This window comes from Pseudomonas sp. PA1(2017), from assembly GCF_001945375.1.
Lineage (GTDB): Bacteria > Pseudomonadota > Gammaproteobacteria > Pseudomonadales > Pseudomonadaceae > Aquipseudomonas.
In genome coordinates, this window is record NZ_MSXU01000009.1 from 1,183,442 (window position 1) to 1,196,475 (window position 13,034).

General features: G+C 63.8%; 11 protein-coding genes. 4 read left to right on the forward strand and 7 right to left on the reverse strand.

Annotated features, from left to right (window positions below; all coding sequences use genetic code 11):
- Positions 1-111: 111 nt before the first annotated feature.
- Positions 112-1,437: a HAMP domain-containing sensor histidine kinase gene (locus BVH01_RS12335; protein WP_075930586.1), complete on the forward strand. Its 1,326-nt coding sequence runs from the start codon at positions 112-114 to the stop codon at positions 1,435-1,437.
- A gap of 159 nt (positions 1,438-1,596) precedes the next feature.
- Here BVH01_RS12335 and BVH01_RS12340 read toward each other — a convergent pair whose 3' ends face one another.
- The 5 genes from BVH01_RS12340 to BVH01_RS12360 form a co-directional block, all read right to left on the reverse strand.
- Positions 1,597-2,529 carry a sulfonate ABC transporter substrate-binding protein gene (locus BVH01_RS12340; RefSeq protein ID WP_075930587.1) on the reverse strand — a complete coding sequence of 311 codons (933 nt, stop codon included), beginning with the start codon at positions 2,527-2,529 and terminating at the stop codon, positions 1,597-1,599.
- A gap of 2 nt (positions 2,530-2,531) precedes the next feature.
- Entirely contained in the window at positions 2,532-3,575 is a 1,044-nt protein-coding gene (mgrA, locus tag BVH01_RS12345) for an L-glyceraldehyde 3-phosphate reductase (protein ID WP_075930588.1), read from the reverse strand.
- 13 nt (positions 3,576-3,588) lie between these two features.
- Positions 3,589-4,896 (reverse strand): dienelactone hydrolase, encoded by a 1,308-nt coding sequence (locus BVH01_RS12350; protein ID WP_075930589.1) that lies wholly within the window; start codon positions 4,894-4,896, stop codon positions 3,589-3,591.
- Positions 4,893-6,233: an LLM class flavin-dependent oxidoreductase gene (locus tag BVH01_RS12355; RefSeq protein ID WP_075930590.1), complete on the reverse strand. Its 1,341-nt coding sequence runs from the start codon at positions 6,231-6,233 to the stop codon at positions 4,893-4,895. Before BVH01_RS12355 ends, BVH01_RS12350 begins: the two co-directional genes overlap by 4 nt.
- Before the next feature lie 91 nt (positions 6,234-6,324).
- A complete protein-coding gene (locus BVH01_RS12360; protein ID WP_083659463.1) occupies positions 6,325-8,574 on the reverse strand; it encodes a TonB-dependent receptor in 2,250 nt (749 codons plus the stop codon).
- Positions 8,575-8,859: 285 nt separating this feature from the next.
- Between BVH01_RS12360 and BVH01_RS12365 the strand changes: the two genes are divergently transcribed.
- A complete protein-coding gene (locus BVH01_RS12365) occupies positions 8,860-9,906 on the forward strand; it encodes a LacI family DNA-binding transcriptional regulator (protein ID WP_075930591.1) in 1,047 nt (348 codons plus the stop codon).
- On the opposite strand, the gene BVH01_RS12370 is transcribed toward BVH01_RS12365, so the two are convergent.
- Together BVH01_RS12370 and BVH01_RS12375 are read right to left on the reverse strand one after the other, a co-directional pair.
- The gene (locus BVH01_RS12370; RefSeq protein ID WP_075930592.1) at positions 9,903-10,475 is read right to left on the reverse strand and encodes an NAD(P)H nitroreductase; all 573 of its coding nucleotides are present in this window, start codon (positions 10,473-10,475) and stop codon (positions 9,903-9,905) included. The two genes, BVH01_RS12365 and BVH01_RS12370, sit on opposite strands and share 4 nt — an antisense overlap.
- 164 nt (positions 10,476-10,639) lie before the next feature.
- Positions 10,640-11,011, reverse strand: a complete 372-nt coding sequence (locus tag BVH01_RS12375) for a YkgJ family cysteine cluster protein (protein WP_075930593.1) — start codon at positions 11,009-11,011, stop codon at positions 10,640-10,642.
- A 167-nt stretch (positions 11,012-11,178) separates the two neighbouring features.
- Here BVH01_RS12375 and BVH01_RS12380 point away from each other — a divergent pair, with 167 nt between their 5' ends.
- Together BVH01_RS12380 and BVH01_RS12385 are read left to right on the forward strand one after the other, a co-directional pair.
- On the forward strand, positions 11,179-12,633 hold the full coding sequence (locus tag BVH01_RS12380) for a TrkH family potassium uptake protein (protein ID WP_075930594.1): 1,455 nt from the start codon (positions 11,179-11,181) through the stop codon (positions 12,631-12,633).
- 69 nt (positions 12,634-12,702) lie between these two features.
- Complete coding sequence (locus tag BVH01_RS12385) at positions 12,703-13,020, forward strand: Mpo1-like protein (protein WP_075930595.1); 318 nt, start codon at positions 12,703-12,705, stop codon at positions 13,018-13,020.
- Positions 13,021-13,034 lie beyond the last annotated feature (14 nt).

Here is a 13,034-nt window from a genome sequence, read left to right on the forward strand (position 1 = left end):
CACGGCCGCGTTGAAACGGTGACGGACCCTATGCTGGCCGTGATAGCGGCCAGCCCCATACTGCCTGCGCCATTCACCTGGCGCAGGCTTTTGTCGTTTGAGGAGTCTCTCGTGCGTTCATTGTTCTGGCGGATTCTCGGCAGCTTCTGGTTGGCCATCGCCCTGGTCGCAGGCCTTTCCATGCTGCTCGGGCGCGCCCTGAACCAGGACACCTGGATCCTCAATCAGCATCCCGGCCTGGAGGACCTGCCAGCCGAGTGGGTTCGGATTTTCGAGAAAGACGGCCCACGCGCCGCCCAGGACGTACTGGAGCAGCGCAAGCGGCGTTTTCGCATCGATACCCAGGTGCTGACCGAAGCGGGTCAGCCAGCGGTTCGCGGCACCTTCCCGCCCCGTGCGGCGGCCTTCGAAGAGCGCAACCGGGGCGACAAGCACCTACCCTGGCGGCGCCTGACCACCGACTACACCAGCCCGGTCAGCGGTGAAACCTACCTGTTCATCTACCGCATTCCGCACCCAGAACTGGACGCCTGGCACCGCGGCAGCCTGCTGTGGCCGCTCAGCGCCCTGGGCATCGCCCTGGTGGTACTGACGCTGTTCAGCCTGCTGCTGACCCTATCCATCACCCGCCCACTGGATCGCCTGCGCGGTGCGGTGCATGACCTCGGGCAAACCGCCTACCAGCAGAACAGCCTGGCGCGGCTGGCCAGCCGGCGTGACGAGTTGGGCGTACTGGCTAACGACTTCAACCGTATGGGCGCACGCCTGCAGGACCTGATCGGCAGCCAGCGCCAGCTGCTGCGTGACGTGTCCCACGAGCTGCGCTCACCCCTGGCCCGCCTGCGCATCGCCTTGGCCCTGGCCGAGCGCGCCGAGCCGGCCGAGCGCGAGAAACTCTGGCCGCGGCTGACCCGCGAGTGCGATCGCCTCGAAGACCTGATCAGCGAAATCCTCACCCTAGCCCGCCTAGATGCGGAGCCGGGTTCTTCACAGAGTATCGATCTGGCACAACTGGCCAGCAAACTGCGCGAGGACGTCAAACTCAGCCATCCCGAACAGCAGCTGGATGTCAGACTGCAGCCGGGCATGCACCTGATCGGCTGGCCAGACATGCTCGAGCGGGCGCTGGACAACCTGCTGCGTAACGCCCTGCGCTTCAGCCCCGAGGGGCAGCCTATCGAGTTGAATTTCGTACGTCGCACCGATGAGGTGTACCTGGAAGTCCGCGACCACGGCCCCGGCGTTGCCGAACAGCACCTGGTCCAACTCGGCGAACCGTTCTTCCGCGCCCCCGGCCAGAGTGCTGCCGGCCACGGCCTCGGCCTGGCCATCACCCGCCGCGCCGCAGAACGTCATGGCGGTCGCCTGCAACTGGAAAACCACCCGGACGGCGGTTTCAGCGCCAAACTGATCCTGCCGCTGGAGACAGCGGTTTAATGCCTACTTGGTGGCGGGAGCGGCCGATCGTTCCCGTGGGATGGACTGGTAATTATCTGTGGCAGCGGGCCATGCCCGCGAAAATCACGGGCATGGACTGGGCATCCCTGCCCGTCCCGATGTCCGCTTATGCCTTTTACCACCGCACCAGCAAAGCGCCTATAAAGGCTTCCAGACAGCGCTGCGCACATCGACCCGCTTGGGCAGCAAACGGTTTTCCAGAAAAAGGTCGGCGGTGCGCTGCTGGGCCGCGACGATTTCTTCAGTGACCGGGACAGGCGGCGATGGCGGGCGGTGGCTGAAGGTGCGTTCGATCACCGCTTCGGGCAAGCCCATGAAGCGTGCCAGCAGGCTGATGCTCGCCGCCTTGTCATCGCGGGTCAGTGCCTCGGCGTGACCGAGCTCTTCGAGCAACTGCGCAATGAACGCCGGATTGGCCTCGGCATAGGGCCGCGCAGCCAGGAAGAACGGGCCGATAAAGCCCAGACCTTCACCATTGGCCAGCAGGCGCGCCTTGCCTTCCAGATCGATGGCCGAATAGAACGGATCCCAGATCGCCCAGGCATCCACACTGCCGCTCTCGAAGGCGGCACGGGCGTCGGAGGGCGCCAGGTAGATCGGCTGGATATCGGCAAAGCTCAGGCCTTCACGCTGCAGTGCACGCAGCACCAGGTTGTGCGCACTAGAGCCCTTCTGCAAGGCGACCTTGCGGCCCTTGAGTTCTTTTACCGACTGGATGGGGCTGCTTTTCGGCACCAAAATCACTTCGGCCTGGGGCTTCGGTGGCTCGGCAGCGATGTACAGCAGATCGGCGCCTGCGGCCTGGGCGAAGATCGGCGGGATGTCGCCCGTGGCACCAATGTCCAGACTGCCGATGTTCAGCGCTTCGAGCATTTGCGGGCCCGCTGGGAATTCGATCCACTGCACCTTGGTGTCGGCGAAACGCTTTTCCAGCATGCCGTGTTCCTTGGCCAGCACCAGGCTGACCGAGCCTTTCTGATAGCCGATGCGCAAGGTCTGCGGGTCGGCATGCACAGCCTGCGCAAGACCGATCAACGCCAGTGCGGCAAGCGCTAACTTCATACCTTTCATGCTCACTCCTGCCAGTCGGTCGACGGTTTTTCCCAAAGGTTGATGCCACCCTCGACGGCGTAACGGTCGATCTCCGCCAGTTCCTCGGCGCTGAACGCCAGGTTGTCCAGCGCCGCGACGTTCTCGATGATCTGCTCCGGCTTGCTTGCGCCGATCAGCGCCGAGGTGACCCGCGCATCGCGCAGGGTCCAGGCCAGCGCCAGCTGCGCCAGGCTCTGGCCGCGACGTTGGGCGATTTCGTTGAGGGCACGGGCACGAGCGATGTTGTCGTCGGACAGATGCTCGGGCCGCAGTGACGCGCCACCCGGCCGATTGACCCGAGCGTCGGCGGGAATGCCATCGAGGTACTTGTCACTGAGCAGCCCCTGGGCCAGCGCGGTAAACACGATTACCCCGGCGCCCTCCTCCTCGGTCGCCGTCAGCAGATCCTTCTCGATCCAGCGATTGAACAGGTTGTAGGCCGGCTGATGGATCAGCAGCGGCACGTTGCGTGCCCGCAGCAGCGCGGCGATTTCCTGGGTCTTGCCTGCCGAGTAGGAGGAGATGCCGATGTACAGCGCCTTACCCTGCTCGACGATGCTGGCCAGTGCCCCGGCGGTTTCTTCCAGCGGCGTGTGCGGGTCGAAGCGGTGCGAATAGAAGATGTCGACGTAGTCCACGCCGAGGCGCTGCAGGCTCTGGTCGAGGCTGGAGATCAGGTACTTGCGCGAACTGCCGCCCTGCCCGTAGGGGCCGGGCCACATGTCCCAGCCGGCCTTGGTAGAGATGATCAGCTCATCACGGTACTGCCGGAAATCCTCGCGCAGCAGGCGTCCGAAATTGATCTCGGCGCTGCCGTAGGGTGGCCCATAGTTGTTGGCCAGATCGAAGTGATTGATCCCCAGATCGAACGCCGTGCGCAGCAGCGCACGCTGGGTGTCGATGGGCGTGGCGTCACCGAAGTTGTGCCACAGGCCCAGAGACAGGGCCGGCAGCACCAGGCCACTGCGGCCGACACGACGATACGGTACACGCTCGTAGCGCTGCGGGTTGGCGATGTAGGTCATCAGAAGTTCTCCATCAGGGAATAGGTGCCGGTTGCGCGGCGGGCAGGTGGTACCACTCGAGGCCCACGGCGCTGCGGTTCTTGAAGCCATGCCAGTAGCTGTGATCGGCCTGCTGGCGGCCCTCGTCGTCCACCGACCATTTGCCGTCGACGGCCAGCGGCGTCAAATCAAGATAGGCCTTTCTATCCAGCCCCTTGAGCTGCTGGTCGAGAAACGCCAGAACGAAATGCTGGTTGATATTGTTGAGCCGCGCGCTGTCCCACACCGGCTCCGCATAGGCGGAGAAATCGTCGGGATGACTACTGGCGGCAGGCGGTGGCGGGTTCGGCGCCACGTTGTGGCGGGCATTCTGATAGACCAGCAGGTAACGATCCGCATTCACCGCGCCGTCCACCAGGCGCCTGATACCGTCGCGATAACCGGAGACGTCATCCTGATCACCGGCGATGAACAGGCTCGGCACGCGCAGGCCAGCCAGACCGGCTTGATCGAAGATGCCCTGCCGCCCGCCCCAGGGCGCGAACAGCACCAACGCCTTGATTCGTGGGTCTCGACCACTTTCGTAGACGGGGTTGCCGGCACGTCGTTGTTCGAGCGCCTTGCCCGGCACCAGGCTGCTGGCCACCGCGCTGACTCCGGCGCCTGCGGCATTCAATGCGCCGTAGCCACCCATGGAGTAACCCAGCAAAGCGGTGCGCTGCGCGTCTACACGCCCGGCCAGAAAGCTGCCACTGCCGGCCTCGCTGATGACGTTTAGTTGTTCGAGAACGAACAGATCGTCCAGCGGACGATTGAGCAGCGTACTGGCAAACCCCGCCTTGTCCGCGCGGGTCGACTCAGTGTGGTCGATGGCCGCCACTACATAGCCGTGGGAGGCCAGCTGCTCGGTCAGGTAGCTCATCTGCAGGCGCGAGCCCGGGTAGCCGTGGGAGACGATGACCAACGGATAACGGCCCTCGCTCGCCGGTGCGTCACGCAATGCACGGCCCTGGAACTCGAACGGCGTGTTGGGACGTTTGGGGTCGTCGGCACCGGCCCCCAGCACGTCGCGGTAGGTGGTGAGTTCCTGTTGCCCGGCCGGCAGTAGCGCCGGGTACCAGATTTCCAGGCGCAACTTGCGCTCGTAACGCGGCGTTGGATTCTTGGCATCGATGGCCAGCACGTCGAGTTGATCGCGGTTTACCAGTTCGAGGGTACGCACCCCCACAGGATGCTCGCCGCGCACGGCAAGCTCCGGGGCGTCGGGCCGGGCGTCGCCATACAGCGCGAACGCGCTGCCGGGAATCCCGAGGGCCAACAGACAGGCGAGGACGAGTTTCATCGATTTCCCTGCGTGAAGAAGCGGTTCTGCGGCGCACTCAGGCCCAGATGATCGCGCAGCGTGCGGCCTTGGTACTCGCGGCGGAATAGCCCGCGGCGCTGCAGTTCAGGCACCACCTGCGTGGCGAAATCTTCCAGACCGGCCGGCAGGTGCGGTACCAGCACGTTGAAGCCGTCGGCAGCGCGCTCCTCGAACCAGGCCTGTAATTCGTCGGCGATCTGCGTGGGTGTGCCGATCAGGCTGTAATGCCCGCGCCCGCCAGCGATACGCCGCCCCAGTTGCGCCAGGGTCAGGTTCTCCGCTCCTGCCAGTTCGGTCAGCAGTTTCTGCCGACTTTGCTGGCCATTCTCGGTCAGCGGCAGCTCCGGCAGCGGACCATCGGCCGGGTAGCCGGACAGATCGAAATTGCCCAGCATGCGCCCCAGCAGCGCGATGCCGACCGCGGGCTCGACCAGTTCCTGGAAACGCTCGAATTTCTCGCGGGCCTCGCCCTCACTCTGGCCGACCACCACGAATACGCCGGGCATGATCTTCAGCGAATCCTCGCCTCGCCCGAAGGCCTGCAGGCGGCCCTTGAGATCGGCATAGAACGCCTGGGCCTTGGCCAGCGAGGTCTGCGCGGTGAAGACCACCTCGGCGGTCTCTGCGGCAAGCTGCCGACCGGTTTCCGAGGAGCCTGCCTGAACGATCACCGGCCTGCCCTGGGGCGAGCGAGCGACGTTCAGCGGCCCGCGTACCTTGAAGTGCTCACCCTGATGGTCGAGCACATGCAGTTTGGCCGGATCGAAGAACTGGCCGCTGGCCTTGTCGTGCAGGAAGGCGTCATCCGCCCAGCTGTCCCACAGCCCGGTGACCACCTCATGGAACTCCCGCGCACGGGCATAGCGCTCGGCGTGGGGAATATGCGCGTCACGGCCGAAGTTGTAGGCCTCGGCGGCAGCGTCCGAGGTCACCAGGTTCCAGCCCGCACGCCCACCGGAGAGTTGGTCGAGGGAGGCGAACTTGCGGGCCACGTGATAGGGCTCGTTGTAGCTGGTGGTCACGGTGCTGATCAGGCCGATGCGCTCGGTCACCGCGCTCAGGGCAGAAAGCAGCGTCAGCGGTTCGAAGTGCGCCGAGCGCGGCATGCGGCTGGCGATGGCATCGGTCGGTGCGGCCACACTGTCGGCCACGAACAGCGCGTCGAAACAGGCCGCTTCGGCGATCTGCGCGGTGCGTTTGTATACGGAAAAATCCAGCGGATCGGCTGGCACATCGGGGTGGCGCCAGGCGGCGATATGGTGCCCGGTGGCCATGAGAAAGGCGCCGAGGCTGAGCTGGCGGGTGGATCGAGTCATGATGAGTCACCTGGATGAAGGCATGACCGCCCTGCCGTTCTCAGTCGGCTCGGGCGGATAGCGCACGCAGGGCAAGCGCGGCTGCCGTGGATCAGAAATCCTTGCGCACCTGCACGCCAAAGTAGCGCTGGTCATCACGCGGCACCGAGCGCGACGCGTAATTCAGATTCGGATAACCGCTGTAGGCCAAGCCGTTGGAATAACTCTTGTCGGTCAGGTTCTTGGCCAACAAGGCCACGCGCCAGCCGTCACTGTAGTCGGCCAGGGCGATGCTGGCGTTCCAGATGCCATAGGCGCCCTGCACGGTGTTCTCGTTCTGGTCGAGGCTGTACTGCACCTGATCCTGCCAGGCGTAGTCAGTGCTCAGTTCGATATCCAGGCCGTTATCCAGCGGGATGCTGTAGTCGGCGCGAACATAAGTCTTCCAGTCCGGGCTGAAGGGCAACGGCTTGCCGTTGACATCGCAGTTGGCTGCGGCGTTTGCCGGGCAACTGAAGTCGTCGATACGCGCCCGGGTGTAGGCCAGCGCACCGGAGAGTTTGAACTGGCGAGTGACCTGGAAGGCTGCGTCCAGCTCCATGCCCTGAGTGGTCACGCTGCCGGCATTGATCAGGCGGGTCACCACCGTGCCGGCGACTACGTCATAGAAGTTGGCCTGGTAGTTGTCGTACTCGGTGTGGAACACCGCCAGGTTGGCCGTGAGGCGATTGTTGAAGGCAGTGCTCTTCAGGCCTGCCTCCCAGGAGTTGGACGTTTCCGGTTTCAACGGATCGGTGTCGCGGGCCTGCATGTTGAAGAACACGTTATAGGCCGGACCTTTGTAGCCTCGCGAGTAGGTCACATAGCTGGTCAGGCTGTCGTTGATGTCGTACTGAAAACCGGCTCGGCCGGTAAAGCCGTCCTCGTCCACCGCCCCCTTGCTGGAGTAGTTAGGCTGGATGCCGGCGGCAGCGGCCGTGACCACGCGCTGGTGCTTGTACTCCAAGTCGTCGTGGGTCCAGCGCAGACCGAGGATGCCGCGAAAATCATCGGTGAAATTGAAGGTGTTCTCGCCGAACAGCGCGAAGCTGTCATTGCTCGCCTGGTAGTCGGCACGCCCGCGCTCGGTCACCAGCGAGACCGGAGTGACCGCACGCTGGTAGGTCTCTTCGCTCTTGCCATGCATGTAGAACGCACCGAGCACGTATTCGTTGAATTCGCCCTTGGGCGATGCCAGGCGCACTTCCTGCGAATACTGGTTGTAATCCACCTGACCTTTGTCGTGCGAGCGCGGCGCCCCGGGGAAGATGCCAGCCAGGCGGTCACCGTCCTGATACTGGGTATTGTTCCAACCGCGCCAGGCAGTGATCGACGTCAGGGTGTAGTCACCGAGCGACCAGTCGGCCTGAGCGGACAGCCCCTGATTGCGGTCGTCGACGCGGGTGTTCATGTCGCTGTTGATGCTGCGGTTGTGATCGTTTGGTGTGTAGCTACTGCCCACTGCGGCGCCAAAGGCGGCGCTGGTTCTGGTCAATACGCCGTTGGGGATGCTGTCCTTGCCCTGAGTGTAGTCACCGATCAGGGTCACCTTGAGTTCATCGTTAGGCTCGAACACCAGCTTGCCCCGCGCGCCCTTGCGGTCATAGCCGTTGACGTCGTCACCGTTGAACTCATTCTTCACGTTACCGTCGTACCGGCCCAACAAAGTGCTCAGCGAGCCTTTCAAGGTCTCGGTCAGGCGCCCGCCGATGCCGAAGCGCAGGCGGTTCTCGTTGCCACCACCGAAGTGCGAGTAATCCACGTAGCCATGGGTTTCTTCGGTGATGTCCTTGGAAATGATGTTCAACACACCCGCCGAGGCATTCTTGCCGAACAGCGTACCCTGTGGGCCGCGCAGCACTTCTATGCGCTCCAGATCCAACAGATCGAGTGTCGACTGACCAGGGCGCCCGAGCACCACGCCATCGATCACGGTGGCTACGGTCGGCTCGATGCCCGGTGATGTAGTGATGGTGCCGACGCCACGAATGAACAGCGAGGTGTCCTTGTTGGAAGCACCGCTACGGTAATTCAGGGTCGGCACCTGCTGCACGATGCTCGAGACGTTGTTGCGATTGTCGCGCTCGAGCTGCTCACCCTCGACCACCGACACGGCGACCGGCACGTCCTGCAGCGATTGCTCGCGACGGGTTGCGGTAACGGTGACCGCCTGCAGCGCCGTAGCGCCCGTTTCGGAGGGCTCAGCGGCCCACGAAGGCGCAGCCCCGCAAGCGAGCGCAACGGCGACGGCAAGGGGGTTGAGGGAGATCGAACCACTGATTCGGCGCGCGCTGCGGGCGGCCGGCAATAATGCGTTGTGCATGATGTTCACTGCCTGATTAACCGATTGATGCTCGCCAGAGCGAGCGTACTGAGCACAGTCGGATACGGGTCTCGCTCGTGCGAGTGGCAGTCATGCGACGGAGGTGCAGTGCGCTTGTTAGCGCTAACAAGAACAAAGTTTGGAGAGCCGCAAAAAGATCGTCAAATACTAAAAAATGCTTTTCATATTCCAAAAAATATAATTAAAACTGGCGCCGAAGAGGCTTTTGTTAGCGCTAACGGTGAAGTATGTTTGACCGCCCGAATCTGCCTCAGGATTTGCCCCATGCCCCGCCCGCCCGCTGATTCGCCGCGCAAGAGACGTGGCGCAGGACGCGTTACCCTGAGCGCCGTTGCCGAGCGGATCGGTGTGTCGTCGATCACCGTCTCGCGCTACTTCAACCAACCGGATCAGGTGTCCCAAGAGCTGCGCGAGCGCATTCGTAGGGCCGTTGAGGAAATGGGTTACGTACCCAACCTGGTGGCTGGCGGGCTTGCCTCGGCGAAGGGGCGCATCGTTGGCATGGTGATACCGAACATCTCGGGGCCGATCTTCGCCCAGACCATCCAGGGCTTCAGTGACACCCTCACCCGCCACGGCTATCAGTTGCTGCTGGCCTCCAGCTACTTCAGCGAGGAACAGGAAGAGAGCGCCGTGCGCGCCTTCCTGGGCTGGTCACCGGCGGCGCTGGTCGTCACCAGCCACTTCCACAGTGCTGGCACCGAGAAAATGCTCGCCGATGCCGATATCCCGCTGGTGGAAATATGGGATTACCAGCCTGATCGTGCTCCGCTGCAGGTGGGTTTCCTGCACGCTCAGGTGGGCGTTAGCGCCGCACGCTATCTACTGGACAAGGGCTATCGGCGCATCGCCTTCGTGCAGAACAGCGTGCCTGGGGATTTCAGTGCGCTGGAGCGTCGCGATGGCTATGCCGACACGGTTCGGGCGGCAGGGCTGGAGCCGTGGTCTTTCGCACCGGATGACAACCTGCTGCCCTTCGAGGCAGGCAAACAGGCCATGGAGAGCCTGATGCACGCTGCACAACGCCCGGATGCGATCATCTTCGCCAATGACAACCTGGCCGCCGGCGGGCTGCTCGCCGGTCGCCGGGCCGGTGTGCGTATTCCTGAAGACTGCGCGGTAGTGGGGTTCGGCGACTACGCCTTCGCGCCGATGCTGATGCCCAGCCTGACGACCATCAGGCCGCCAGCCCGGCAGATCGGCGAGGTGGCGGCGCAACGCATTCTGCAGAAACTCGGCGTCCTGACCGAAAGCACCAGTGACGCACCGGCGCCTCTGCAATGCGAGCTTATCGAGCGGGAAAGCAGCTAGGCCTGGGCCTTGCCCGCCCAGCCGCTGACGAATTCGTCGATGTTCACGGCCGGAGCATCACGCAACTCTCGCTGCGCGGTGCCAAGGTACAGGTAACCGATCACCTGCTCGTTGGCCGCCAGGCCCAGGCCGGCATCCACCACAGGGTCGTGGGACAATTCGCCGGTACGCCACACCGCGCCGATGCCTTGGGCATAGGCGGCGAGCAAGATGCCGTGGGCAGCGCAGCCCGCGGCCAGTACTTGCTCCTGGGCCGGCACCTTGGGGTGCTCCTGGGTACGGGCAATGACCACGATCATCAGCGGCGCACGCAGCGGCATGTTGCGCGCCTTGGTCAGCGCCTCGTCGTCGGCCTGCGGATTCTTGCTGGCGATCGCCTCGGCGTACAGCTCGCCGAGTGCATGGCGCGCATCGCCCTCGACGGTGAGAAATCGCCAGGGGCGTAGCTGGCCATGATCCGGCGCCCGCAGTGCGGCCTTGAACAGGCGCTCGCGCTGCTCGGCGCTCGGCGCTGGTTCGGTCAGGCGCGGTGCGGAAACACGGTTGATCAGCGCATCGAGGGCATCCATCGGCTCACCTCCAGAGAAAAAGAACCGGGATTCTACCAGCCAAGCATGAGCTTCGCAGACCACAGCGCGCCCTTGGCCTGGTGTTGAGCGCCGCGATACCCAGGGCAATTTCCCGGGTGTCGCGGCGCTCGACCCGGGCTACATGTCACGGCGATCAGCAGTTACTACGCCACCCGATCCGGCGACAGCTCCGGCTGCAACGGCGGCGTCAGTGGCGGCAGGCCATAAGCCTTACGCGCATCGTCACAGCGCGGGTTGTGCTCGCCATTGACCCAGGAAGCTTCGAAATCGCGACAGGTGCTGGAGCGCTGCGCGTACTGCGTGCAGCGGGTGCCCTGCCCCACATCGCCGAGCAACGCGTTACAGCGAGCGGGCTTGGTTTCGGTACCGCGCATGGCGACCAGGTGCGGTGAGATCTGGATGACTTGCTCGTCCGGCACGCTGCCACCGGCGGATTGGCATTCGCCCCAGAAGAAGGACACACGAAAATACGCGCAGCAGGCGCCACACGCTAGACAAGGATTGGTTTCGGACATGATCAGAGGGCTCAGAAACCGGCAAGGGCCGGCACCTGGCGGCGTATTCTATGCACTGCAAGCCACTTGTAAAGAGGCCTGCAAGCGCCTGAAGACGGGCCGTATGGGCAGGTTTACAGCAATGCCGGCACAGGTAGAATGGCGCCACTTTTTCGCGGATAACACCGATGGCCTGGCCGACCCTACGACTCATCGCGTTCATCAATGGCATTTTCCTGATCACCCTGGCCATTGGCATGATCGGCCCGATGTTCACGCTGTTCATCTTCGACCGCGCCGCGGAAGTGAGCCCCTTCGCCTGGTCGAGCCTGGTCACCTTCATCGCCGGGCTGTCCATGATCGCCCGCGGCAAGCCCCAGGACGTGCATCTGCGCCCGCGAGACATGTACCTGCTGACGGTGTCGAGCTGGCTGATGGTGTGCATCTTCGCCGCCCTGCCGTTCATGTTCACCCAGCACATGAGCTACACCGACGCCTTCTTCGAAAGCATGTCGGGCATCACCGCCACCGGCGCCACGGTACTGATCGGCCTGGACAGCATGTCGCCGGGCATCCTGATCTGGCGCTCGATGCTGCACTGGCTCGGCGGCATCGGCTTCATCGCCATGGCGGTGGCGATTCTGCCCATGCTGCGCATCGGTGGCATGCGCCTGTTCCAGACCGAATCCTCGGACCGCTCCGACAAGGTCATGCCGCGCTCGCACATGGTCGCCAAGTACATGGCGGTAGCCTACTTCGGCATCAGTCTGCTCGGCTGCCTGGCCTTCTGGCTGGCCGGCATGAGTTTCTTCGACGCGATCAACCACAGCATGTCGGCGATTTCCACGGGTGGTTTCTCCACCTCGGACCTGTCCCTGGCCAAATGGACGCAGCCGGCCGTGCACTGGGTCGCCGTGGTGCTGATGATTCTCGGCAGCCTGCCCTTCGTGCTCTACGTCTCGACCCTGCGCGGCAACTACGGCGCCGTGCTGGGCGACCAGCAGGTGCGCGGTTTTCTCGGCATCTTGCTGAGCGTCTGGCTGTGCATGGGCACCTGGTATTACTTCACCACCGACCTGCACTGGCTCGATGCCCTGCGCCACGTCGCCGTGAACGCCACCTCGGTGATGACCACCACCGGCTTCGCCCTGGGCGACTACTCGCTGTGGGGCGGTTTCGCCGGGATGCTGTTCTTCTACCTGGGCTTCATCGGCGGCTGCTCGGGCTCCACGGCCGGCGGCCTGAAGATCTTCCGCTTCCAGGTCGCCTACATCCTGCTCAAGGCCAACCTGATGCAACTGGTGCACCCGCGCGCAGTGATCAAGCAGCAATACAACCGTCATCGCCTGGACGAAGACATCGTTCGCTCGATCCTGACCTTCTCGTTCTTCTTCACCATCATCATCGCCGTGCTGGCCTTGGCCCTGACCCTCTGCGGCCTGGACTGGATCACCGCCCTGAGCGGCGCCGCCAGCACCGTCGCCGGCGTCGGCCCGGGCATGGGCCCGATCATCGGCCCGGCCGGCACCTACGCCAGCCTGCCGGACATGGCCAAGTGGCTGCTGACCCTGGGTATGCTGATGGGTCGCCTGGAAATCCTCACCGTGCTGGTGTTGCTGATGCCGGCATTCTGGCGCCACTGATCCCGGCCACTGCAGACGATCCGGAATCGGCCTAAACTCTCCTGACATAACAACAACAGGAAGCCGCCCATGAGCAGCCAGCCCAGTGAGCGTTTCAACTCCTTCGCCGAGTTCTATCCCTACTACCTGGAAGAGCACCGCCACCCGACCTGCCGGCGCCTGCATTATGTCGGCAGCCTGCTGGTGCTGGTGGTGCTCGGCTATGCGCTGATCAGTGGGCAATGGCTGTGGCTGCTGGCTCTGCCGGTGATTGGCTATGGTTTCGCCTGGGTCGGCCACTTCGCCTTCGAACGCAATCGCCCCGCCACCTTTGAGTACCCGCTGTACTCGCTGATGGGCGACTGGGTGATGCTCAAGGACATGCTCACCGGACGCATTCGTTTCTGAGTAGCCGCCAGGCG

Bases quoted from the DNA above. Each gene is read 5' to 3' on its own strand.
- BVH01_RS12340 (WP_075930587.1), bottom strand. From the start codon at position 2,529: ATGAAAGGTATGAAGTTAGCGCTTGCCGCACTGGCGTTGATCGGTCTT.
- BVH01_RS12375 (WP_075930593.1), bottom strand. From the start codon at position 11,011: ATGTCCGAAACCAATCCTTGTCTAGCGTGTGGCGCCTGCTGCGCGTAT.
- BVH01_RS12365 (WP_075930591.1), top strand. From the start codon at position 8,860: ATGCCCCGCCCGCCCGCTGATTCGCCGCGCAAGAGACGTGGCGCAGGA.
- mgrA (WP_075930588.1), bottom strand. From the start codon at position 3,575: ATGACCTACATCGCCAACCCGCAGCGCTACGAGCGTGTACCGTATCGT.
- BVH01_RS12360 (WP_083659463.1), bottom strand. From the start codon at position 8,574: ATGCACAACGCATTATTGCCGGCCGCCCGCAGCGCGCGCCGAATCAGT.
- BVH01_RS12370 (WP_075930592.1), bottom strand. From the start codon at position 10,475: ATGGATGCCCTCGATGCGCTGATCAACCGTGTTTCCGCACCGCGCCTG.
- BVH01_RS12385 (WP_075930595.1), top strand. From the start codon at position 12,703: ATGAGCAGCCAGCCCAGTGAGCGTTTCAACTCCTTCGCCGAGTTCTAT.
- BVH01_RS12355 (WP_075930590.1), bottom strand. From the start codon at position 6,233: ATGACTCGATCCACCCGCCAGCTCAGCCTCGGCGCCTTTCTCATGGCC.
- BVH01_RS12350 (WP_075930589.1), bottom strand. From the start codon at position 4,896: ATGAAACTCGTCCTCGCCTGTCTGTTGGCCCTCGGGATTCCCGGCAGC.
- BVH01_RS12380 (WP_075930594.1), top strand. From the start codon at position 11,179: ATGGCCTGGCCGACCCTACGACTCATCGCGTTCATCAATGGCATTTTC.